The sequence below is a fragment of the Halocynthiibacter sp. C4 genome, assembly GCF_028823805.1.
Classification (GTDB): domain Bacteria; phylum Pseudomonadota; class Alphaproteobacteria; order Rhodobacterales; family Rhodobacteraceae; genus Falsihalocynthiibacter; species Falsihalocynthiibacter halioticoli.
This window is the reverse complement of sequence record NZ_JAPEIE010000001.1, coordinates 1,052,256-1,072,630: the sequence shown is the minus strand read 5'-3', so window position 1 is coordinate 1,072,630 and position 20,375 is coordinate 1,052,256. Positions and strand designations below refer to the sequence as shown.

Below are 20,375 nucleotides of genomic sequence, written 5' to 3'. Positions count from 1 at the left end.
TCAATTACATGAGGACGCTCTGTGCAGACCCTTTCCCAAGACCCAACAGCCGCCGAATTCACCCAAGACCCCTATCCGTTTTATGAGCGCGCGCGCGAAACTGGCGCAATGTTTCATTGGCAGGAATACGGCCTTCCTTGTGCAGTTTCATATGCGTCGGTGAATGCGATATTGCGGGATCGCCGGTTTGGCCGCGAAATCCCTGAAGAACAGGCCACAGAAAAGCCCGCGCATCAGGCAGGGTTTTGGGCGATTGAAAACCACTCGATGCTCGAATTGGAACCTCCACGCCATACCCGCCTTCGCGGGTTGGTCCTGCGCGCCTTTACCAGCCGACGCATCAAGGAGCTTGCGCCCGAGATCGCCAGCCTGTCGCATGATTTGATTGATAAGATTCCGCGGGAGCGCTTTGACTTCATTGAGTCTTTTGCACAGCCCCTACCCGTTATTATCATCGCGCGATTGCTCGGAATTCCAGAAGAAAACGCCCCCGAACTGCTCCGCTGGAGCAACGCCATAGTCGGAATGTATAAAGCAGGCCGAACGTATGACGATGAGGTTGCGGCATCGGACGCAGGCAAGGAATTTGCCGACTTCTTGCGCGACTATGTGGCCTACCGGCGCGACAAGCCGCAGGACGATTTAATCACCCATCTCATCGCCGCCGAGGAAGACGGCGAAAAACTTTCAACCGACGAGTTAATCGCCACCTGCGTTCTGCTTTTGAATGCGGGCCATGAAGCTACGGTGCATACACTTGGCAACGGCCTAAAGGCCTTTCTAGAGAACGGATGCGCCCCTGACTTGCTCGGCCCTGACGCGATTGAAGGAACAGCTGAAGAAATGCTGCGCTATGACCCGCCGCTGCATATGTTCACGCGCTATGCCTATGAGGATATCGAGGTTGGCCGGAACAGCTTTAAACGAGGTGATCAGGTGGCTTGCCTACTGGCAGCGGCGAACCGCGATCCAGGGCGTTGGGAAGATCCTGATCGCTTTCTGCCAGAGCGCCCCAAACAGGTAAACGCGAGTTTCGGAGCTGGCACGCACTTTTGTATCGGAGCACCGCTTGCTCGACTGGAAATACAGACCGCCCTGCCGATCCTTTTCGAACGCATGCCAAAGCTCGCGATCGTAGAGGAGCCGGAATATGCACCAATTTACCATTTCAGAGGGCTGAAATCCCTGCACCTCAGCGCATAACTGCGCCTAGAGGGGAAGCATCGTCGTTGATTTTATCTCTTCCATTGAAAGAAGCGCAGTGACGTTGAAAATCTTCACTTCAGAAATCAGCGCTTGGTAAAACACGTCATAGGCGCGGGCGTTTTTCACGCGGACTTTCAGGATGTAGTCGATCTCACCTGCGAGTCGATGCGCTTCCTGAACTTCAGGGCGTTCGCGCAGCACGTTGAGAAAGTTCTTCTGCCAGCTTTCCTCGTGCTCTGAAGTCCGAATAAGCACAAAGAAACAGGCCTCAAAACCGAGCGCCTCGGCATCAAGCACAACCGTCTCCTGCCCAACGACTCCCGCCTCTCGTAGTTTCTTGATCCGGTTCCAAACAGGTGTCTTGGAACTGCCGACTTTGCGGGCAATTTCATCAAGAGACTGGCCCGCGTCCTGTTGCAACTCCTTGAGGATCTTCCGATCAACCTCATCAATACGGACCGACATCCTATTTCCCTTCCGATTCCGAAAACTGTGTTCTGTTACGCCCCACAATCGGAACATTCTTCCTTATTTTCAAGAGGGCATAGCGATTTATTGGGAAAATATCCTATATTTACGGACTGAAACACAGGAGATCCCGCTATGACACGCCAGAACACCCAAAAACGAGACGCCCTACTCATGATGGCGGCTTGCGGCATGTCTTGCGGATTCACACCATCGCAGGAGGCATTTTAATGGCGCGCGCATTTACCCCGAAAATTGTAACCGCGAATGCCCTTATTGAGGGTGACGTGATTTACCTCACTGCTGATGACACTTGGTCGCGCAATCACGCCGACGCCGAGCTTATCACAGATGAAGCCCGCGCCGCCGTGCGCCTTGCCTTTGCTGAAGCGCAGCAAGATTTCCTTGTCGGTGCTTACTTGGCTGATGCTGTTGAAGGCGACGCTGGCCCTGCGCCAACCCATTTCCGCGAAGAGTTCCGCTCGGTCGGGCCATCCAATTACAACCACGGCAAGCAAGTGGAGCAAAACAATGTATAAGTATAACGACTTTGACGAAGGCTTCCTGCGCGCCCGTACGGCTCAGTTCCGCAAGCAGGTAGAGCGCCGCATTGCCGGAAACCTGACCGAGGAAGAGTTCCGCCCGCTCCGCCTGATGAATGGTCTCTACCTTCAGCTTCATGCCTATATGCTGCGGGTTGCGATCCCCTATGGCACGCTCAACAGCCGCCAGATGGACCAACTCGCCTATATCGCCGACACGTGGGACAAGGGCTACGGCCATTTCACCACACGGCAGAACATCCAGTACAACTGGCCAAAGCTGTCGGACGTACCAGATATGCTTGACGCGCTTGCTGATGTTCAGATGCACGCCAACCAGACTTCGGGCAACACAATCCGTAACGTGACAAGCGATCCGTTCGCTGGCGCTGCGATTGACGAGATCGAAGACCCCCGCCCTGTTGCGGAGCTTCTGCGTCAGTGGTCCACCGACCATCCCGAATTCCAGTTCCTTGGCCGCAAATTCAAGATCGCCGTGGGCGCCAGCGAGGCGGACCGTGCGGTTCTGAAATCCCATGACCTCGCCGTAAACATCGTGCGCAATGATGCGGGCGAGACTGGCTACCAAATCCTCGTTGGTGGCGGCCTTGGCCGTACGCCGATGGTTGGCAAGGTGCTAAACGATTTCCTCCCGCGTGAAGATCTGCTTCCCTATGTGGAAGCAGTTCTGAGCGTCTATAACCTTCTTGGTCGCCGCGACAATAAATACAAAGCGCGGATCAAGATCACCGTTCACGAAAACGGCCTTGATACAATCCGCGCCCTCGTCGACGAGCGGTTTGCTGAGTTGCGCCCGACATTCGCAGGCGGTGATCAGGAATTGCTGGACGAAATCCGCACGCACTTCCAGCCGCCACAGTTCAAGAACGCACCGATTGATGCGTTCGAAGCTGCATATGAATCCGATCCGGTTTTCCGGTCTTGGGCCGACACCAACCTCGCGCCTCACAAGAACGAAAACTACGCCATCGCAACGATCTCGCTCAAAAAGCATGGCGAGACTCCGGGCGATGCGACAAGCGCGCAGATGCGTCAGCTTGCTCAGATCGCACGCGAATATGCGCATGACGAACTGCGGATCAGTCACGAGCAAAACGTGATCCTGCCCCATGTTCACAAGAGCCACCTTCCGGCCATTCACGCACTCCTGCGGTCTGAAGGTCTGGCAACGGCGAACATCGGCCTGATCTCCGATATTATCGCATGCCCCGGCATGGACTATTGCGCGCTCGCGACAGCTCGCTCGATCCCCGTAGCTCAGAAAATCGCCACGCGGTTTGACGAGTTGAAGCTGGAGCATGAAATCGGCGCACTCAAGATCAAGATTTCAGGTTGCATTAACGCCTGTGGTCACCACCACGTTGGCCACATTGGCATCCTCGGTCTTGATCGTGCGGGCGTTGAGAACTACCAAATCACGCTTGGCGGTGACGGTACAGAAACAACCGTTATCGGCGAACGCGCGGGTCCAGGCTTTGCCTATGACGAGATCGTGCCGGCCATTGAGCGCTTGATCCACGCGTATCTCGAGTTGCGCGACTCCGAAGAAGAAACATTCCTGCAAGCCTATCGTCGCCTCGGTATGGCGCCGTTCAAAGACGCGCTTTATCCGGAGGCTGCGAAGAAAAATGCGGCATGATCCCCTCACTCTAAGCGTTCAGGAGCGCGTAGAGCAGCTTAACAAACGCTATGCCCATCATGGGGCAACGGCGGTATTGGAGCGCGCTCTGGGCGACCCGCAGGTGGGGCGTATCGGGCTTGTTTCGTCTTTTGGCGCTGAATCGGTCGTGCTGCTGCACATGATTTCAGTCATGGATCGCAACACACCTGTGGTATTCATCGACACGCAGATGCTCTTTGCGGAAACGCTCGAGTATCAGCTTGAATTGACGGAGCGGCTCAATCTGACCAATGTTCAGACAATCCGCGCCGCCGAGACGGCTGTGGCTAAAGTTGACCCAGACGGCACGCTTCACCAGCGCGACACCGATGCGTGCTGCGCCCTGCGTAAAACGCAACCGCTTCAGGAAGCGCTCTCTGGGTTTGACGCATGGATAACCGGACGCAAACGCTTTCAGGCCGGAAGCCGCGCAACTCTGGATTTCTTCGAAAACGAAGACAACATCCGCATCAAAGTAAATCCACTGGCACATTGGGCGCCCGAGGACTTGCAAGAATACATGGATAACAACCGCCTGCCGCGTCACCCGCTGGTGGCCAAAGGCTATCCTTCGATCGGCTGCGCCCCCTGCACCAGCCCCGTTGCGCCGGGAGAAGACCCGCGCTCAGGCCGTTGGCGCGGACAGGATAAAGTCGAATGCGGCATTCATTTCGTGAATGGCAAAATGGTTCGCGGGCCGCTGCCCGTAGATACACTTGAGACCGCCGCCAAAGGAGCCGCGGCACAAGGAGAACAGATATGAGCGTGATCGTAAAAGACACAGGTTTCAATACCGAAGACTGGGCAGATGGCTTTATCTCGGTCGAAGACCTTGCCGCCAACGACGGGGCTGCAAACCTTGCCCTTGACGTTCCAAGCGATTTTGACCCGAAAGACATCGAGGCGCGCCTTGCCGAGATTGACCTGATCCGAGTTAATTTCCCATCAAGCGCAGACGGACGTGGCTTTACGATTGCCAAACGCCTGCGCCTTATGGGCTTTGCAGGCAGATTGCGGGCGAAGGGCCATGTGATCTCGGACCAATATGCCATGGCGCGTCGTTCGGGCTTTGACGAGGTTGAAATCTCCGATGAGCTTGCAACGCGCCAACCCGCCGAGGAATGGGCCTTCCGTGCCAATTGGCAGGACCATGACTATCAGTCGCGGGTCCGCGCCTAGAAATCCTGATAAACTTCCCCTATAGACTGCGAACAGAGGGCAAAGCGCCGCTTTGCATTGATGACATATGAATGAACAGGTTCCCGTGACACAAGACGCTGCAATTCCCGCTGCTAAGCCCGTTAAAGCGATGCCCGACGCCCAGATTGTAAAGTCGGTAAAGCATTGGACAGACCGGCTATTCTCATTCCGCGTAACACGCCCTGCGAGCCTTCGCTTCCGCTCTGGCGAGTTCGTTATGATCGGCCTGATGGGCGATCCGGACCCAAAAACAGGCAAGCAAAAACCACTCCTGCGCGCCTATTCCATCGCCTCCCCAAGCTGGGACGAGGAGCTGGAGTTCTACTCGATCAAGGTTCAGGACGGCCCACTTACCTCGAAACTTCAGCACATCCAGCCAGGTGACGAGCTGATTCTTCGCCCGAAGCCCGTTGGAACGTTGGTGCATGATGCCCTGCTCCCAGGTAAGCGCGTCTATTTCTTTGCCACGGGCACAGGAATTGCACCATTTGCGAGCTTGATCCGTGATCCGGAAACTTATGAGAAATTCGACGAAGTGATCCTGACGCACACCTGCCGCGAAGTTGCCGAGCTTGAGTATGGCCGTCAACTGGTGGAAAGCCTCGAAGAAGATCCGCTGATTGGCGAGATGATCGAAGGCAAGCTGAAGTACTACCCGACCACAACCCGTGAAGAGAGCCCTGTTATGGGCCGCATCACCGAGCACCTGAAGTCTGGTGAGCTGTTTGAACGCCTTGGCGTACCTCCGCTCAACCCAGAAACAGACCGCGCGATGATCTGTGGTTCGATGGGCCTTAACAAAGACATTACAGCGATTCTTGAGGAATCCGGCATGCGCGAAGGCGCAAATTCCGAGCCTAAAGAATTTGTGGTTGAAAAAGCGTTCGTCGGCTAACCAACCGAACAACCCAACGAAAAACGGCGCCGCGATGAGTTCGCGGCGCCGTTTCTTTTTGCGGAGTTACCCGAAATTACATGCCAAGCGCAGTTTTGACCTGTGCAAGCGCACCGTCAAGCAGCGCTGGATTGTCAGCAGCAGATTGCACAACTGTCTTGAGCGTTTCTTTTGTGCCATCGTCCAGTGATGAGTTGTCAATCAGCTCATTAACCTTGTCTTGATCAAAGTTCTCAGCGGACAGAACCTCTGCGTCATTTCCGCCTGTTACATCGTTCGCTGCATCTTCGACCGCGTCAGTTGCGCTGTCTGCTGCATTCTCAACAGCATCAGTTGCATCATCTACAGCTTCCTCTGTTGCAGCCGCGGCATCGCTTGCGGCATCTTCAGTCGCTTCGACAGCATCATTCACAACTTCTTCTGTGGCCTCAGCAGCGTCACTTGCGGCGTCTTCAGTCGCCTCAACCGCATCGCTCGCCGCCTCTTCAGTAGCCTCAACGGCATCACTCACAGCGTTTTCCGTTGCTTCTGCGGCTTCACTCGCAGCTTCTTCGGTGGCTTCAACCGCCTCTTCAGCGACGCTTTCTGCGTTTTCGGCAGCTTCGGATACTTCGGTTTGTACAGTCTCACTATTTGAGGAGAACATCATGTATCCACCGAGAAGAACAATCACGGCGATGATAATAATTAATAGGTTTCTATTCATTGGTTAGGCTCCTTTTTCAAAGTTCCTTAAATGCGGTCATTTTGTAACAAATTGCAAACAGGTGCCAACACTTAGGCGGAAAAACGCGAAAACGGCACGCATTCGCTTAAAGGAAACCACACACGCCTCGTTCAAACCATTGAATAGCGGGTTGAAACACTCTACAGGCAGGAGTAAGTTTCACGCTAAGATATCAGAAACGATCAAAGGAACAAAGCCATAGCTCGCAGACCACATAACGCCCCGCCACAACGTGATACGGGCCCACGCGTGAATGATCGCATTCGCGCACCTGAAATCCGCCTCATCGAAGCCGATGGTGGCAACGGAGGTGTTGTAACCCCCGCACGCGCCCTTGCGATGGCAGAGGAAGCCGGACTTGATCTGGTTGAAATCTCGCCGAACGCGAAGCCGCCCGTGTGTAAGATCATGGATTTCGGCAAGTTCAAATACGAGCAACAGAAACGCGAAAGCGAAGCGCGCAAGAAGCAGAAAATCATCGAGGTAAAGGAAGTTAAATTCCGTCCCAACACGGACACCCATGATTATCAGGTAAAAATGCGCAACGTTTTCAAATTCCTTGAGAACGGTGACAAAGTTAAAGTCAGCCTCCGGTTCCGTGGGCGCGAAATGGCGCACCAGAATCTCGGACGCGAGCTGCTTGAGCGGGTCGCCGAAGACACCAAGGAACACGGCAAAGTTGAAAACATGCCAAAAATGGAAGGCCGTCAGATGATCATGATGATCGGCCCACGTCCGCAAAAATAATCTGGCTTTTTAGCATTTCAGATACAGCAAAGCCCCCGATTTCTCGGGGGCTTTTTTGTTTACGGTCCGTGAGTGTGAAAATTGAACCGTGAGTCGTATTAGGGTCAGAAGGACGCGCGAATACCAACCAAGATATTGTCGCTGTCGCTGCTCATTGAAGTGCCGTTAAAGTTGGCGCTTTCGAATGCACGCTGATGACGGTATTCGCCAAACAGGTGTAGATCATCCTGTAGCTTGTATCGCGCACCGATCGAAACTTGCCCGCCAAGGCCGCTATCACTTCCATTTGCGCCACCGCTCACGTCGTAGCTGGTTTCAATATATCCAAGTCCCAGTCCGCCATAGGCCGAAAAGTCACCGGATTGATAGAAGGTATAGCGCGCAACGGCCATTGCTGCACGAGTGCTTGTTTTGTCGTTGGAGTCTGCGATATCGGCATTACTTCCGCTAAGGTCCACACCGAATTCAAAACCTGGTGTCGCATCTGGCGCGTAGTACGCACCAAGCGAGTACATAGTCCCGACATCCGAATCCGTATCGCTACCGCCATACTGGAATTCGTTCGAGAAACGGCCACCAACCGCGCCTTCGATGGCCCAATTTTGCGCTGTAGCGCCAGTTGCCATCAAGCAGGTCAATCCTGCGGCTGTGAGCATTTTGAGTTTCATTGTCATCTCCATTTATCTCGTGACAAGAGTTATATGGAGAGCCGAACAGACGGGTGAAAGAGCTCGCGGTCATCGGAAATTTATTGTGCAATTTCCAGCGCATCCGCCAAAAAACAGTCGGCCATTTTTGACCCACCGGAAATTCCCCTACGTCACAAAGGGTTTAAATCTCAAACCACGGACAGGGTCAGAATACAAAAAATCCAAGTTGTTTTTTGCTCGGGCAGCACAGATTTAGTGCGGCCCGAACAATCAATTCACGGAGATTGGCGTGTTCAGCTCATGGCAGAGATCGCGCGGCGCGCCAAAACCTTGATCAAGTGAGCGCGATAAGCTGCGGTCCCGTGGATATCCGCAATTAGCCCGTCGTCGTCCGCTTCAAGAGCATCGATGCTCTCTGGAGCAAAACTGCTGTCCAATGCGGCTTCGGCCTCACTCCAGCGAAACACACCTTCCTCGGCCGCCCCAGTCACCGCAACACGAACACCATCCGCGAATTTTGCAACAAAGACGCCGACCAATGCAAAACGAGAGGCAGGTTGCGCAAATTTCTGATAGCTCGCGACTTCAGGGATTGGGAAGCGTACCTGTGTGATGATCTCGCCTTCTTCAAGCGCAGTCTCGAACATGCCGAGGAAATAATCCGCTGCTGCGATCTCTCGAGTGTTTGTCTGGATCACTGCGCCGGATGCCAGCGCTGCCGCTGAATAGCATGCCGCCGGATCATTGTTGGCCAGCGTTCCGCCAATCGTTCCACGGTTGCGGACTGCTGGATCGCCAATCTGTCCGGCCAGAGCCGCCAGTGCCGGATAAGCGGATACAGATTTCGCAACCTCAGCGTGTGTCGTTGCCGCACCTATCGTAATCCACCCGTCATTAGCGGAGACGCCCTTTAGCTCTGGAATTGATGTCAGGCTGATCAGACGCTCTGGCGCAGCGAGCCGCTGCTTTAGCGTTGGAATGAGTGTCTGTCCTCCCGCAAGGGCTTGGGCTTCTTCGTCTTTGAGGGCCTCGACCGCATCTTCCAATGTCGTGGGGCGCTCAATGTCAAAACTATACATGTCTGGTCCCTCGTCGCTTATGTCGCTGCCGCAGCCTGAATGGCTTTGACAATGTTATGATACCCAGTGCACCGACAGATATTGCCCTCAAGGAATACACGGATGTCCTCTTCGCTTGGATTCGGGTTCTCCTTAAGAAGCGCTGCGGCTGACATCACCATCCCGGGCGTGCAAAATCCACATTGAAGCCCGTGGTGTTCCTGAAACGCCGCCTGAATTTTACTCAGCGATCCATCGGCATTTGCCATACCTTCGATTGTTCGGACGTCCGTGCCATCAGCTTCCACAGCGAACATCGTGCAGGATTTCACCGCAAGGCCATCCACATGCACCAAGCAGGCACCGCATTGGCTTGTATCGCAACCGATATGCGTTCCGGTCAGTCCAAGGTTTTCCCGCAGGAAATGAGACAAAAGCGTACGATCTTCCACCTCTGCGGATTTTGACTCGCCGTTCACCGATATGCTGATCTTGGTCATTGCGTCCCTCTCCTCAAATCCTCGACGTACTAAAACACGGCTTTCGCTGACTTAAAACCGCTTCTTTTATCTGAATCACCAATTCCTGCGACATTCACAGAATGAATGTCATTCGCTTTCGGTTCGGCTTCGTGGGTGCGGGCGGGTTGGAATTTCCTTGAGTAATCCACCGACTCCCATCTTTGAGATATCCGATTGCGTTACGTCTATCCCGCACAAAAGCCGCTCAAGCACCCAATCCGCACCGTTCAAGGCTGGGCTGCGCGCACAGCCCGGAAGGCCGATCACGGGCTTAGAGCCGAGTGTTCCGAAGAACAGCAAATTGCCTGGATCAACCGGCATGCCATAGCACGTAACCTCGCCCCCTGCCTGTTTCAGCGCTGTGGGCGCAATGTCGTCGATATCTGAGGTCGCTGAAGCCGTCAGGATCAACAACACCTCTTCTTTAGCAGCCTGCAGAGCCTCTGAAATTGCCTCGACACTGTGATCAATTCGTGGCCCGCGCGTGAGATGAACACCCAGCGCCTCAACCCGTGCGCGCGTTGCTTCAAAACCCTTGTCGCTCATCGTTTGGCCAACGGTCTCTATCATGCAGGCAGTGGAGTACACAGGCGTCTCTAGCCCGAGCCCACCTACCGATATGTCCGCGACTTCCGCGATGTGGCTCTCTGCAACACCGTATGAAATGATCTTAACAGTCGCGATCATCTGTCCTTTTGCGGCCCGCGCATAGGGCGGCACCGTCGCAACTGTGATCATGGGATCAATCGCGTTAGCCGCGTGAATTTTCGCCGCATCAACTCGGGTGACACCCGCTGCCCTGGCGAAAATGTTTACCCGCCCCGTACCAGCGTTGCTGAGCTTTAACTCATCGCATCCCTCAACAAGTGCCTCCGCCACACGCGTGGCCGCTGTGTTTTCGTCAAGGTCATGCGGACCAAGCCGCGCAACAGAGACTTCTTCGATACCTGCCTGCAATAGCAAATCGATCTCTTTATGCGTCAAGGTTATGCCTTTGCGCAGACGTAATTTCCCTGTGCCCCCAACGCTCACGGAATGCGCAAGAATAGCTCCAAGCGCAGATTCCGTTGGGACTGGCCCGAATTTCATGCGCCGTTCCTCAACACCGCGGTCACTTCGGCGAGGATCGCGAGCGCGATTTCTGTGGGTGTTCGCGCTTGGATGTTCAGCCCGACAGGTCCGTGAATTCGGGCAATATCTTCGGCACTGAACCCTGCTTCATCCAACCGCTCGACGCGCTTTGCATGCGTGCGTTTTGATCCAAGCGAACCAATGTAAAAAACATCGGAATTTAGCGCGGCAATCAACGCTGGGTCGTCAATTTTTGGGTCATGTGAAAGCGTTACAACGGCTGTCCGGCTATCGAGCCCCCAATTCTTGAGCGCGACATCTGGCCAGTCGTCGCATTCCAGCGTTTCCCCCGGAAACCTTTCTTCGCTCGCGAATGCCGCACGAGGGTCTACTATTAACGTATCGTATCCGGCCATCTTGGCCATCGGCACCAAAGCCTGAGCGATATGAACCGCGCCGATAATTGCCATGCGCAGCGGCGGGTTGTGAACGGCGACAAATGTTTCGCCATCCTCCTCAAATCCGGATTTATCGGCACGGAATCGCGCTGCATGAAGGGCTGGATCTTGTAGCTCTCCGCGCCCGTCGGCTCCAACGACATAAGCAATCGGCGCCCGCGCTGCGCGTTTTGCGACAAGTTTAGCCAAGATATCCTCGGAAAGGCTGCCACCAATTGGCTCGACCATCACACGGATTTTTCCGCCGCACGCCAAGCCAACTTCAAAAGCTGTTTCATCAGAGACGCCAAACTCCAGAATACGCCGCTTTCCGTCCTCAATCGCGTCGAGAGCTTCGGTGACAACCGCGCTTTCCACGCACCCGCCAGACACAGAGCCGGCAATGCCAGCATCGCCCGATATCGCGAGTTGAGAGCCGACGGGGCGCGGCGCTGACCCCCAAGTCTCGACCACGGTTGCGAGCGCAGCCCCTTTTCCTTGGCGATACCAAGCAAGTGCTGTTTCCGGAATTGCGTCGAAATCCATGTGCGTAACCCTCTGGATGTTTATGACAGGTTGCCACCGCGCGCGCCCTATTCACAAGGGGAAATTCGGCACTCCACGGCAAGGCAGCACCGCAACAATCATAAGCAGCTTTTCGGACATTTTACCGAATTGCCACAGTTTTCCGATCAAAAAACCAAACTGCCCTGATCGGGCGTGGTATTCAGCCATTCATTCAGTTAAGCCAAAAACATGAGCGACGCAGAAAACACGCTTCCCACAGGTTGGGAACTTCCGGTAAATGCAGCGGCCCTAGAAACCGAACTCGCGGCAGAACTTGCCGAAGGACATCCGCTTTTTGGCCGTACGGCTGCCGCCGTTGCGCAAAGCTCTGAGTCCGACGAAGCGGTATTCTCATTCAAAGGAGACAGAGACTTCATCGCCGTTGTTGCCCTGACTTGGGAAGAAGGCCCGATCTCTGGCCAACCCGAGTTTGAAGTCATTCCAGACCTTGCGGCCCTCGACGGTTTCTTCGACCAGTAAGCCCCTTCTCATCGCGAAATCACCTGACTGCGATTCGAGAATCCGAGCGGCGCGTCATTGCCGCGCTCAAATTCTTCGATCTGTTGGTGAGTACCTCCTGCTTTTAGACAAATTTTAGCAGATTTTCCCCTCTGATTGACCCGCTTTGCGCAACAAAGCGCCCATAAGTAAGCGGATTATCGCAAAGCGCACCCCTAGGTTGCAAAAAATACGCTGCAGCTTCCAATTTTTGCCAAATTGCGTTGTCATTAAGAGCAGGCACATCGCAAGGATCGCGATGCTCTGCTTTTAAGGACTATCAATGACTCACGACACACGCTCTCCACTGGACTCCGAAACCCAAGACTGGCTCGCCCGCCTTGAAGTTGACGGAGAGGATCGCGGGTATTTTGAACCCGTCGGACCAAACCACTCCGCCATTTTGACGGACGAGAGCCCGACGCTTGTCGTGACGTTTGAAACCATCGCATCCGTTCGCAATCGCGGCAAAGGCGATAGTCCGCTTGGATTCCAGCTTGTGGCGGAGAATGGGTTTTCCAACCTCTGTATTCTCGCCCATGGTGATACGTGGTTCCGTGACAAATACCTTTACGGCTATTTTGATCGGCTCATCGACGACGGTTTCTTCGAGGATTTTGACAACGTTGTTTTCTATGGTGCTGGCATGTGCGGCTATGCGGCGGCGGCATTTTCTGTAGCGGCCCCGGGCGCGACGGTTATTGCGGTACAACCCCAAGCAACGCTTGATACCGAGTTCGCCGGTTGGGACAAACGATACCCAGCAGCAAGACGGTTGGATTTCACCGAGCGCTATGGCTTTGCCCCTGACATGCTCGAAGGCGCGGATCGCGCATTTATTGTGTTTGATCCCGACGAAGAGTTCGATGCCATGCATGCATCCCTCTTTAACCGCTCAAACGTAGAGCTGCTGAGATGCCGTAATCTCGGCGCAAATATTCAGCAAAGCCTTGAAGAGATGAAGATTTTGCAGCCTATGATCGAAAAGGCATGCCAAGGTGGCTTCACTGCGCTCGACTTCTTCAAATTGTATCGCGCGCGGCGGGAGCATTTCCCCTATTTGCGACGCCTCAACACTCGGACACAGGATGACGACCGCGATTTCTTATCGCTCATGCTGTGTCAGAACGTTGTGTCGCGCCTGACTGCACCAAAGTTTGAGCGGCGCCTTCACGAGGTTGAAACCCGCCTTGGACGCCGCGCCAACAATTTGCATCACCTGCATCCGATTGCGGTGGATACGGCTACGACCGAGTAGCGCTCTGCACTAAATCAAAGCCCCCCAGCTTCGCGGATGAATTTGGCAACCTCGGGAACGCCCTTGCCCGATTTGAGCGCCGCCATCACGAACGGCAGGTCTCCGCGTGCGGATGTTGCGTCTGCCTCGAGCTGTGCGGTGTCAACGCCGACGTAAGGCGCGAGGTCCGTTTTGTTAATAATCAAGAGGTCCGATCGCGTAAGCCCAGGCCCCTTTTTGCGCGGAATATCCTGCCCTGCGGCGGTGTCGATCACATAGAGGGTCAGATCCGCGAGTTCAGGGCTGAAGGTTGCGGCAAGATTATCTCCGCCGCTCTCAATCAATACGATATCAAGGTCAGGGAAGGCTTCGCGCAAGTCAGCAACCGCAGCGAGGTTGATGCTTGCATCCTCTCGGATCGCTGTGTGTGGGCAACCACCGGTTTCAACCCCGCGAATACGGGCCTCGGGCAAGACCTGCGCCCGCATGAGCGCCTCTGCGTCCTCGCGCGTATAGATATCATTGGTGATCACAGCGACCGAATAGGACTTGGTCAATTCACGACACAACATCTCTGTCAGCGTGGTTTTGCCTGCGCCCACAGGCCCGCCGATTCCAACGCGCAATGGTCCGTTTGGCGATGTCATCCTCTAATCTCCTTCAGCATCATGTCTTGAATATGCGAACGTCTTGGGTTTCGTGCTGCATCGCGGCCATATCTGCGCCAAATGCAGCGGAAGCAATATCGTCCAACGCGGCCGTACTTGCGGCGGTGGCAATATCTGTGATTGTCGCGTGCAGCGCAGAAAGTACCTGCTGCCCCTCGGTTTGGCCAAGCGGAATAAAACGCACCCCGACACTCACGAGATTCGACGCGAAGGCGTGTAGATAGAGCGAAGCAACTTCCACCGCACCAAGACTCAACGAACGCAAAGCGATACCAACCGCAACCGGCAAAGGCGCCGCTGCGAGCTCGGACCCTGTAATTGCGTTAACTGTTTCAACAAACGCCCTGCCCTGCGCCTCGCTTTCTTCAAGGCGCTCTTTGCTTGCGGCTAGCGCACAGGCAAGATCGGCAACCTCCGCGCCTTTGAAGCTTTGGCACAAAAGGATCGCATCAACGCGCCCTGCGCCGTGTTGCAATACGTCATTGATCCAACGCTCCAACTCAGAGGCTGTCCGCACGTCGCCTTGCACAACGGCAGTTTCCAATCCGTGGGAATACGCAAAGCTGCCCAACGGAAATGCAGGCGAGAGCCACTGCGTCAAAGAAAGGAGATCAGCAGTCACGTCTCGTCTTTCTTGTTAGAATGGCCGTGATGGTGATGATGGTCGTGCTTATGATCATGGTGGTGGTCATGCTCATGTGCATGGTCAGCAGGTCCATGGCTATGGCCGAAAGTCCGCCCATGACCGTATGCGCCACCTTCTGGCGTAAAAGGCTCAGTCACCTCGTCCAGAGTTGCGCCGAGTTGGCGAAGCATATCCGCGAGCACATGATCGTACAGAATAAGTAGCCGCCCCCCTTCAATCTGACAGGGCGTATGACGGTTACCGATATGCCATGCCAAACGTGGCAAATCAGCTCCGGACACAGCTAAAAGCTCCTCTGACGCTGCTTTGACAGCAACGCGTCGGCCATCTTCCAGTATCAGAATGTCATTGTGATCGAGATTGGTCACTTCCGGCAGGTCGAGCAATACAGTCTCGCCATCCGTAGTGATAAGCCGTTTGCGCCGCAGCAGTCGCCCTTCATAGGGGAGCTCGACAATGTCATCAAACGGTACGTTTTCGCCTTGGCTTCGTTCGAAACGGTAGCATTTCGTCGGGGAAAACTTTGGGTGGTGCAGCGGTGCGCTCATGAGCGCACCTGCTGGATTTGGTAAGACGCTGCGCGCCTCGGTGGCAGGTTTAGAGGCCAGCCACGCGGCGTGCGATTTCGTCGCGACGGATGCCGATATCTGCAAGCTGACGATCGCTCAGCGCTTCCAGTTCTTGTGCGTCGGCAGCAAGCTTGCGAGCTTCTGCGAATGATGTGAAGCCGTTTTGAACGCCTTGGATCAGAGCAGAGAAGATCGAAGGTTTTGCATCGTATTTCTGTGTAGCAACATATGCCATGGTATTTCTCCTGTTCAGTCGAGAAGTTTCCTGTTTCTCGACCAATCATATGTGCAATGCTGCACCGCAGAACAACCCACACCTCGGCAAACCGGCCATGCATTTTTTGCAATCCCCCAGTCATTAACCCTTTATTTACTGCATGTATTTGCATTTCTTTAACCGACTCGCTTGATGATTGAGGGCATAGCTGCTGGAGAAACCAATGCTGGAAACACATCCCTCTGCTGATCGGCTCGCCGCGCTGCGCGACCGAATTGGCACCCTCAAAGAAGAAGAAATGCGCCTGAGTTTGCGCTTTATCCAAGAGCGTGACACGCGCGTTTTTAAGGGGCGTCGCTGCGACGTCCTTGTGGAGCAAGAAGAATCCCGCGAATTCGATCCCGGACGCCTTCCCGCGGAAATACGGCGTGATCCGCACTACTGGACAACACGCTTTCGCACCCACATCAAGGTTCGCAACCGCTTCACTCCAAGCGACGACATGTATATTGGGCACGGCGAGGTGATTGACCTGACCAAACAAGGCGGCGTCTATTGCTAGCTGTACAGCGGGCCTGCCTTCCTGTGTGACTGCGCTCTGATAATCCGAGCGCGCTGCGCAGACAGGGTCAAAGGCACCATTTGCGTGTCTTTGACCTTCCTGCGCTCGGTTCGCAAGGTTTTGCCATTGTGTTAGAGCAACCATCAGAACATGAAGTAGCGTTGCGCCATAGGCAGGCTCTGCGCAGGTTCACACGTTAGAAGCTCACCATTCGCGCGCACTTCGTAAGTTTCGGGGTTCACTTCGATTTCTGGCGTTGCGCTGTTCATAACCATGTCAGACTTGCCGATACCCCGAGTATTTTCGACTGCTAGCGTGGTTTTAGACAAGCCCAGCGCCTTACCAAGCCCTGCAGATTCTGCCGCAGCGGACACAAAGCTGACAGCGGAATGCGCAACTGCTTTGCCCATACCGCCGAACATCTCGCGAGAGTAAACGGGCTGCGGCGTTGGAATTGAGGCGTTCGGATCTCCCATCTGAGCCATTACGATGCTGCCACCCATCAAGACCATCTCGGGCTTCACGCCAAAGAATGCAGGCGACCAGAGCGCGAGATCGGCGCGTTTGCCAATTTCAATGCTGCCGATATGGCGACTAATTCCGTGGGCGATCGCAGGATTGATCGTGTATTTGGCGATATAGCGTTTGACGCGCACATTGTCGTTGTCGCCCGTTTCCTCGCTCAAACGACCACGCTGCTTTTTCATTTTGTCGGCGGTCTGCCACGTGCGGATCAAAACCTCACCCACGCGCCCCATGGCTTGGCTATCACTCGCTATGATCGAGAACGCCCCCATGTCATGCAGGATATCTTCCGCGGCGATGGTTTCGCGGCGGATACGGCTTTCAGCAAAAGCGACGTCTTCCGGAATTCCTTTATCGAGGTGGTGGCACACCATGAGCATATCCAAATGCTCCTCGATCGTGTTCACCGTATAAGGTCGCGTTGGGTTGGTCGAACTTGGAATAACGTGCTGCTCGCCCACAACTTTGATGATGTCGGGCGCATGACCGCCGCCTGCCCCTTCTGTATGGAATGCGTGAATCGTCCGCCCCTTGATCGCGTTCACCGTATTCTCGACAAAGCCGCTTTCGTTGAGCGTGTCCGTGTGGATCATGACCTGCACATCCATGTCATCGGCAACGGACAGGCAGCAATCAATTGCACCCGGCGTTGTTCCCCAATCTTCGTGGAGTTTCATGGCGCAGGCCCCACCTTCGATCATTTCGACCAAAGCCGCTGGCTGTGAGGCGTTCCCCTTCCCCGCAAGCCCTATATTCATCGGCGCGTTGTCGATTGCCTGAAGCATCCGAGCAATGTGCCACGGCCCCGGCGTACAGGTCGTGGCGAGTGTGCCGTGTGCGGGGCCAGTGCCGCCGCCAAGCATCGTCGTCACACCGGAATGGAGCGCATCTTCCATCTGTTGCGGGCAAATGAAGTGAATGTGGCTGTCAAAGCCCCCCGCCGTGAGAATACGCCCTTCGCCCGCAATGGCTTCTGTGCCAGGACCAACGATTATGTCCACGTTCGGCTGTGTGTCTGGGTTGCCCGCTTTGCCAATCGCTGCGATCACACCGTCCTTTAGGCCGACATCGGCTTTATAGATGCCCGTTACATCCACGATCAGCGCATTGGTGATAACCGTATCAACAGCCCCACCTGCTCGCGTTATCTGCGACTGACCCATCCCATCACGGATCACCTTGCCGCCGCCGAACTTAACCTCTTCGCCATAAGTCGTCAGATCGCGTTCAACCTCGATGATCAGATCGGTATCGGCAAGCCGTAAGCGGTCGCCGGTGGTCGGTCCATACATATCGGCATAGGTCGCACGAGAGATTTTTGCGGGCATGGTCGTTTCCTTAGTTTGCTTCCCAAACCGCGCGGAGGTCTTCGTCGCGGCGGCGGGTCATGGCTTCGAGGCAAGAATAAACTACGGCCGAATACAGATCGGCATCCTGATAAGGCAGCGCGTCCGCAGCGCATTTGCTATCACGGTAATTGTAGAAATCCTGTTGCGAATAATAAATCTGGGCTTCGGCGGTTGCCGGGCCATCAGGGAAAATGTCGTCGATCTGCCTTGCGCCTTCGAGCGCCATCAAGAATGCAAATTCTAGATCTTCATCGGCGCGCACGAAAGATTGCCACACACATTCATTGAATTGCTCGGTCATCTCCGGATTGGCGCATTCACCTTGCTCCGCCGCTGCTGATGATCCGCCATAAAGCGCCAGCAGGATAGCCGCCTGAATTCCAATTAATCTCATCCGTCTATCTCCGCTATAAATTCCAACCGCTCTGTGCGTTGGTTCGATAAATCCTCAAGGCATGAAGAAACGATGAACGGCTCAAGCGTACCACCGCGATAAAGCCATCCCTCCGCTTCGCAGGCCTTGTCCCTGTAAGAAATCCACAAGCGTTGCGCCGCAAGGAGCGTGTCCGCCGCGCCGCCCTCTTTTATGTCATTGGCAGCGTCAATTTCCTTCATCGCAGTCATTGCCTTTTCCCACGCCAAATTGAGCGCTTCGTCGGCCTTCAGATACCGTTGATACGCGCAAGCATTGATCTCACGTTGGGTAACCGGATCGTCGCAATTAAGCTCTTCTGCGGTGGCCGCATACGGCAGCATTAACAATGCACTACAAGACAATCCTGCGAGAAAAAGGCGCATCAAAGTGCTCCCATAACCTTTTGATTAAATCCGTAAACTTCCCGCTTACCAGAGAGCGGCACAAGCGTAACTTCGCGCGTTTGCCCTGGCTCAAAACGCACTGCGGTTCCGGCGGCAATATCAAGGCGCATGCCGCGCGCTTGATCGCGGTCAAACTCAAGTGCGGCGTTCGTTTCGGCGAAATGATAGTGGCTTCCAACCTGTACAGGGCGGTCGCCAGTATTGGACACGACAAGCGTCACCGTTTCTGCGCCTTCGTTCAATACAATGTCGCCGTCTTGGGGGAAAATCTCTCCGGGAATCATAGGAACCTACCTGATTGGATGATGAACAGTGACGAGTTTTGTGCCGTCTGGAAATGTAGCCTCAACCTGCACGTCGTGGATCATTTCGGCGATGCCATCCATACACTGATCAGCTTTAACCACATGGGCACCCGCTTCCATCAGATCGGCAACCGAACGGCCGTCGCGCGCACCTTCGACAACAAAATCGGTGATCAACGCAATCGCTTCGGGATGGTTGAGCTTTACGCCGCGCTCCAGCCGTCCTCGCGCCACCATGGCCGCCACGCTAATCAAAAGTTTATCTTTTTCTCTCGGGGTCAGGTTCATTGTCTTCCCTATTCTTGCCAAACGCGCGGGAGGCTGCCCTGCCGCGCGATCTTGAGTAGTTGTGCAACGGCGCGCCTCAGGGGCCATGCGTCCGTTGCCCGCATTCTAATGATGCATTTCCCGTTCCAGCCGCTCACAGCGGCAACGACTCCATCAAAGGATTCAATCACAGAACGGAACCGCTCCGCTGCGTCTTCGGCTCCCTGCTCGATCAACGCGATTGTGGCGAAGGCGCGTGCGCTTGCAAGCGTCACGGCGCTCTCGCTCCCGTCAATAACCTTTTGGCAGATTGCAAATGGGTCAACCCAAACCGGCGCTCCACATCTGCGCACCTCGCGCCAATCAGAGAACGAAAGGCTTTCGATGGTCTCGCCCATGGCGGCGCGCCCAAGAACAACGCTTTCCGCCATCAAAAAGCACGCGTCCGAAGCGAGCTCAACCGTGGTGCGGCGGCCGAGATTTGAGCCTTCAAAAAGGATCGTTTCCTGTGGCAACCAGCTCAAAGTGCCCGCCTCTCCAACGGATATCGACACATCGACTCGCCCGACTTCACCAGTGGAGCGATACGCTCGTTCGGCGGTTTGCGTGGTGGCCATTGCCGCAACGCCAGTACCAATTTTCATGTCATAGCAAAGGTGATCGCCGCCAGTAACACCGCCCGCAGTGTTGAGAAACACAAGTTCCGGCACATCGCGGTGGACGCGCGGCAAAAACACTTTGGCCGAGCCGGATTGATGTAGATCGGTCAAGGTTGGGCGCGCGCCGCGCATGGCCAAACCAACTGCACCACGACCAACCATGCGCTGCATACGCCCCTGCTTCGCAGGTGGCTGACCGCCATGTGTTGTAAAATTTGTCGCCTGATCCAGCATCCCAGCCCTCGTAACTTGCCTCATTCCTAGGCAACAGAGCCACACATCCG

The 20,375-nt window shown here is 55.0% G+C and carries 27 protein-coding genes; 10 read left to right on the top strand and 17 right to left on the bottom strand.

All coding sequences use genetic code 11. The features are described from left to right. The first annotated feature begins 21 nt into the window (after window positions 1-21). Entirely contained in the window at window positions 22-1,203 is a 1,182-nt protein-coding gene (locus OU789_RS05240) for a cytochrome P450 (RefSeq protein ID WP_274653883.1), read from the top strand. A 6-nt stretch (window positions 1,204-1,209) separates the two neighbouring features. Here the strand turns inward: OU789_RS05240 and OU789_RS05235 are convergent, their stop codons facing one another. Continuing rightward, window positions 1,210-1,671: an Lrp/AsnC family transcriptional regulator gene (locus tag OU789_RS05235; protein ID WP_263953495.1), complete on the bottom strand. Its 462-nt coding sequence runs from the start codon at window positions 1,669-1,671 to the stop codon at window positions 1,210-1,212. A 233-nt stretch (window positions 1,672-1,904) separates the two neighbouring features. Between OU789_RS05235 and OU789_RS05230 the strand changes: the two genes are divergently transcribed. The 5 genes from OU789_RS05230 (at window position 1,905) to OU789_RS05210 (ending at window position 5,992) form a co-directional block, all read left to right on the top strand. After that, window positions 1,905-2,213, top strand: coding sequence for a DUF2849 domain-containing protein (locus OU789_RS05230; protein ID WP_263953496.1), 309 nt, complete (start codon window positions 1,905-1,907; stop codon window positions 2,211-2,213). Further along, complete coding sequence (locus OU789_RS05225) at window positions 2,206-3,876, top strand: nitrite/sulfite reductase (protein ID WP_274653880.1); 1,671 nt, start codon at window positions 2,206-2,208, stop codon at window positions 3,874-3,876. Before OU789_RS05230 ends, OU789_RS05225 begins: the two co-directional genes overlap by 8 nt. Further along, entirely contained in the window at window positions 3,866-4,660 is a 795-nt protein-coding gene (locus tag OU789_RS05220) for a phosphoadenylyl-sulfate reductase (RefSeq protein WP_274653878.1), read from the top strand. Before OU789_RS05225 ends, OU789_RS05220 begins: the two co-directional genes overlap by 11 nt. After that, the gene (locus OU789_RS05215; RefSeq protein ID WP_274653876.1) at window positions 4,657-5,076 is read left to right on the top strand and encodes a DUF934 domain-containing protein; all 420 of its coding nucleotides are present in this window, start codon (window positions 4,657-4,659) and stop codon (window positions 5,074-5,076) included. Before OU789_RS05220 ends, OU789_RS05215 begins: the two co-directional genes overlap by 4 nt. Before the next feature lie 67 nt (window positions 5,077-5,143). After that, window positions 5,144-5,992 (top strand): ferredoxin--NADP reductase, encoded by an 849-nt coding sequence (locus OU789_RS05210; RefSeq protein ID WP_263953500.1) that lies wholly within the window; start codon window positions 5,144-5,146, stop codon window positions 5,990-5,992. A 76-nt stretch (window positions 5,993-6,068) separates the two neighbouring features. Here OU789_RS05210 and OU789_RS05205 read toward each other — a convergent pair whose 3' ends face one another. Beyond that, window positions 6,069-6,698 (bottom strand): hypothetical protein, encoded by a 630-nt coding sequence (locus OU789_RS05205; RefSeq protein ID WP_274653874.1) that lies wholly within the window; start codon window positions 6,696-6,698, stop codon window positions 6,069-6,071. Between the two features lie 270 nt (window positions 6,699-6,968). Between OU789_RS05205 and infC the strand changes: the two genes are divergently transcribed. Continuing rightward, on the top strand, window positions 6,969-7,466 hold the full coding sequence (gene infC, locus OU789_RS05200) for a translation initiation factor IF-3 (protein WP_274653872.1): 498 nt from the start codon (window positions 6,969-6,971) through the stop codon (window positions 7,464-7,466). A gap of 104 nt (window positions 7,467-7,570) precedes the next feature. Here the strand turns inward: infC and OU789_RS05195 are convergent, their stop codons facing one another. From OU789_RS05195 to OU789_RS05175, 5 genes are all read right to left on the bottom strand, one after another. After that, the gene (locus OU789_RS05195; protein ID WP_274653870.1) at window positions 7,571-8,134 is read right to left on the bottom strand and encodes an outer membrane protein; all 564 of its coding nucleotides are present in this window, start codon (window positions 8,132-8,134) and stop codon (window positions 7,571-7,573) included. A 275-nt stretch (window positions 8,135-8,409) separates the two neighbouring features. Beyond that, entirely contained in the window at window positions 8,410-9,195 is a 786-nt protein-coding gene (locus tag OU789_RS05190) for an FAD binding domain-containing protein (protein ID WP_274653868.1), read from the bottom strand. Window positions 9,196-9,212: 17 nt separating this feature from the next. Continuing rightward, on the bottom strand, window positions 9,213-9,674 hold the full coding sequence (locus OU789_RS05185; RefSeq protein WP_274653866.1) for a (2Fe-2S)-binding protein: 462 nt from the start codon (window positions 9,672-9,674) through the stop codon (window positions 9,213-9,215). 108 nt (window positions 9,675-9,782) lie between these two features. Then, entirely contained in the window at window positions 9,783-10,784 is a 1,002-nt protein-coding gene (locus OU789_RS05180; RefSeq protein ID WP_274653864.1) for a molybdopterin-binding protein, read from the bottom strand. After that, a complete protein-coding gene (locus tag OU789_RS05175) occupies window positions 10,781-11,749 on the bottom strand; it encodes an XdhC family protein (RefSeq protein ID WP_274653862.1) in 969 nt (322 codons plus the stop codon). Before OU789_RS05175 ends, OU789_RS05180 begins: the two co-directional genes overlap by 4 nt. A 210-nt stretch (window positions 11,750-11,959) precedes the next feature. Here OU789_RS05175 and OU789_RS05170 point away from each other — a divergent pair, with 210 nt between their 5' ends. Both OU789_RS05170 and OU789_RS05165 read left to right on the top strand, forming a co-directional pair. Beyond that, window positions 11,960-12,250 (top strand): hypothetical protein, encoded by a 291-nt coding sequence (locus OU789_RS05170; protein ID WP_274653861.1) that lies wholly within the window; start codon window positions 11,960-11,962, stop codon window positions 12,248-12,250. Window positions 12,251-12,551: 301 nt separating this feature from the next. Next, window positions 12,552-13,526, top strand: coding sequence for a phosphoadenosine phosphosulfate reductase (locus tag OU789_RS05165; protein WP_274653859.1), 975 nt, complete (start codon window positions 12,552-12,554; stop codon window positions 13,524-13,526). A 14-nt stretch (window positions 13,527-13,540) separates the two neighbouring features. Here the strand turns inward: OU789_RS05165 and ureG are convergent, their stop codons facing one another. The 4 genes from ureG to OU789_RS05145 are packed head-to-tail and all read right to left on the bottom strand — an operon-like array spanning window position 13,541 to window position 15,623. Further along, window positions 13,541-14,152, bottom strand: coding sequence for an urease accessory protein UreG (gene ureG, locus OU789_RS05160; RefSeq protein ID WP_274653858.1), 612 nt, complete (start codon window positions 14,150-14,152; stop codon window positions 13,541-13,543). A 19-nt stretch (window positions 14,153-14,171) separates the two neighbouring features. After that, the gene (locus OU789_RS05155; RefSeq protein WP_274653857.1) at window positions 14,172-14,795 is read right to left on the bottom strand and encodes an urease accessory protein UreF; all 624 of its coding nucleotides are present in this window, start codon (window positions 14,793-14,795) and stop codon (window positions 14,172-14,174) included. Next, a complete protein-coding gene (locus tag OU789_RS05150; RefSeq protein WP_274653856.1) occupies window positions 14,792-15,367 on the bottom strand; it encodes an urease accessory protein UreE in 576 nt (191 codons plus the stop codon). The genes OU789_RS05155 and OU789_RS05150 overlap by 4 nt, the downstream gene beginning before the upstream one ends. Before the next feature lie 49 nt (window positions 15,368-15,416). Continuing rightward, entirely contained in the window at window positions 15,417-15,623 is a 207-nt protein-coding gene (locus tag OU789_RS05145) for a DUF1127 domain-containing protein (protein ID WP_263953513.1), read from the bottom strand. Window positions 15,624-15,828: 205 nt separating this feature from the next. On the opposite strand from OU789_RS05145, the gene OU789_RS05140 reads away from it, so the two are divergent. After that, complete coding sequence (locus tag OU789_RS05140) at window positions 15,829-16,167, top strand: hypothetical protein (RefSeq protein WP_274653855.1); 339 nt, start codon at window positions 15,829-15,831, stop codon at window positions 16,165-16,167. Window positions 16,168-16,310: 143 nt separating this feature from the next. Here OU789_RS05140 and ureC read toward each other — a convergent pair whose 3' ends face one another. Genes ureC through OU789_RS05110 form a run of 6 tightly spaced genes read right to left on the bottom strand, consistent with a single transcriptional unit; the run spans window position 16,311 to window position 20,325 of the window. Then, window positions 16,311-18,020 carry an urease subunit alpha gene (gene ureC, locus OU789_RS05135; protein WP_274653854.1) on the bottom strand — a complete coding sequence of 570 codons (1,710 nt, stop codon included), beginning with the start codon at window positions 18,018-18,020 and terminating at the stop codon, window positions 16,311-16,313. A gap of 10 nt (window positions 18,021-18,030) precedes the next feature. Next, window positions 18,031-18,435 carry a lysozyme inhibitor LprI family protein gene (locus OU789_RS05130; RefSeq protein WP_274653853.1) on the bottom strand — a complete coding sequence of 135 codons (405 nt, stop codon included), beginning with the start codon at window positions 18,433-18,435 and terminating at the stop codon, window positions 18,031-18,033. Further along, window positions 18,432-18,839 (bottom strand): lysozyme inhibitor LprI family protein, encoded by a 408-nt coding sequence (locus tag OU789_RS05125; protein WP_274653852.1) that lies wholly within the window; start codon window positions 18,837-18,839, stop codon window positions 18,432-18,434. The genes OU789_RS05130 and OU789_RS05125 overlap by 4 nt, the downstream gene beginning before the upstream one ends. Next, window positions 18,839-19,144 (bottom strand): urease subunit beta, encoded by a 306-nt coding sequence (locus tag OU789_RS05120; RefSeq protein ID WP_263953518.1) that lies wholly within the window; start codon window positions 19,142-19,144, stop codon window positions 18,839-18,841. The genes OU789_RS05125 and OU789_RS05120 overlap by 1 nt, the downstream gene beginning before the upstream one ends. Window positions 19,145-19,150: 6 nt before the next feature. Next, a complete protein-coding gene (locus OU789_RS05115; protein WP_263953519.1) occupies window positions 19,151-19,453 on the bottom strand; it encodes an urease subunit gamma in 303 nt (100 codons plus the stop codon). A gap of 8 nt (window positions 19,454-19,461) precedes the next feature. Further along, window positions 19,462-20,325 carry an urease accessory protein UreD gene (locus OU789_RS05110; RefSeq protein ID WP_274653851.1) on the bottom strand — a complete coding sequence of 288 codons (864 nt, stop codon included), beginning with the start codon at window positions 20,323-20,325 and terminating at the stop codon, window positions 19,462-19,464. Window positions 20,326-20,375 lie beyond the last annotated feature (50 nt).

Excerpts from the sequence above, each read along its gene's own strand:
- OU789_RS05235 (WP_263953495.1), bottom strand. The coding sequence starts at position 1,671 with ATGTCGGTCCGTATTGATGAGGTTGATCGGAAGATCCTCAAGGAGTTG.
- OU789_RS05230 (WP_263953496.1), top strand. The coding sequence starts at position 1,905 with ATGGCGCGCGCATTTACCCCGAAAATTGTAACCGCGAATGCCCTTATT.
- OU789_RS05225 (WP_274653880.1), top strand. The coding sequence starts at position 2,206 with ATGTATAAGTATAACGACTTTGACGAAGGCTTCCTGCGCGCCCGTACG.
- OU789_RS05220 (WP_274653878.1), top strand. The coding sequence starts at position 3,866 with ATGCGGCATGATCCCCTCACTCTAAGCGTTCAGGAGCGCGTAGAGCAG.
- OU789_RS05215 (WP_274653876.1), top strand. The coding sequence starts at position 4,657 with ATGAGCGTGATCGTAAAAGACACAGGTTTCAATACCGAAGACTGGGCA.
- OU789_RS05210 (WP_263953500.1), top strand. The coding sequence starts at position 5,144 with ATGAATGAACAGGTTCCCGTGACACAAGACGCTGCAATTCCCGCTGCT.
- OU789_RS05205 (WP_274653874.1), bottom strand. The coding sequence starts at position 6,698 with ATGAATAGAAACCTATTAATTATTATCATCGCCGTGATTGTTCTTCTC.
- OU789_RS05195 (WP_274653870.1), bottom strand. The coding sequence starts at position 8,134 with ATGAAACTCAAAATGCTCACAGCCGCAGGATTGACCTGCTTGATGGCA.
- OU789_RS05190 (WP_274653868.1), bottom strand. The coding sequence starts at position 9,195 with ATGTATAGTTTTGACATTGAGCGCCCCACGACATTGGAAGATGCGGTC.
- OU789_RS05185 (WP_274653866.1), bottom strand. The coding sequence starts at position 9,674 with ATGACCAAGATCAGCATATCGGTGAACGGCGAGTCAAAATCCGCAGAG.
- OU789_RS05180 (WP_274653864.1), bottom strand. The coding sequence starts at position 10,784 with ATGAAATTCGGGCCAGTCCCAACGGAATCTGCGCTTGGAGCTATTCTT.
- OU789_RS05175 (WP_274653862.1), bottom strand. The coding sequence starts at position 11,749 with ATGGATTTCGACGCAATTCCGGAAACAGCACTTGCTTGGTATCGCCAA.
- OU789_RS05170 (WP_274653861.1), top strand. The coding sequence starts at position 11,960 with ATGAGCGACGCAGAAAACACGCTTCCCACAGGTTGGGAACTTCCGGTA.
- OU789_RS05165 (WP_274653859.1), top strand. The coding sequence starts at position 12,552 with ATGACTCACGACACACGCTCTCCACTGGACTCCGAAACCCAAGACTGG.
- ureG (WP_274653858.1), bottom strand. The coding sequence starts at position 14,152 with ATGACATCGCCAAACGGACCATTGCGCGTTGGAATCGGCGGGCCTGTG.
- OU789_RS05150 (WP_274653856.1), bottom strand. The coding sequence starts at position 15,367 with ATGAGCGCACCGCTGCACCACCCAAAGTTTTCCCCGACGAAATGCTAC.
- OU789_RS05145 (WP_263953513.1), bottom strand. The coding sequence starts at position 15,623 with ATGGCATATGTTGCTACACAGAAATACGATGCAAAACCTTCGATCTTC.
- OU789_RS05140 (WP_274653855.1), top strand. The coding sequence starts at position 15,829 with ATGCTGGAAACACATCCCTCTGCTGATCGGCTCGCCGCGCTGCGCGAC.
- ureC (WP_274653854.1), bottom strand. The coding sequence starts at position 18,020 with ATGCCCGCAAAAATCTCTCGTGCGACCTATGCCGATATGTATGGACCG.
- OU789_RS05130 (WP_274653853.1), bottom strand. The coding sequence starts at position 18,435 with ATGAGATTAATTGGAATTCAGGCGGCTATCCTGCTGGCGCTTTATGGC.
- OU789_RS05125 (WP_274653852.1), bottom strand. The coding sequence starts at position 18,839 with ATGCGCCTTTTTCTCGCAGGATTGTCTTGTAGTGCATTGTTAATGCTG.
- OU789_RS05120 (WP_263953518.1), bottom strand. The coding sequence starts at position 19,144 with ATGATTCCCGGAGAGATTTTCCCCCAAGACGGCGACATTGTATTGAAC.
- OU789_RS05115 (WP_263953519.1), bottom strand. The coding sequence starts at position 19,453 with ATGAACCTGACCCCGAGAGAAAAAGATAAACTTTTGATTAGCGTGGCG.
- OU789_RS05110 (WP_274653851.1), bottom strand. The coding sequence starts at position 20,325 with ATGCTGGATCAGGCGACAAATTTTACAACACATGGCGGTCAGCCACCT.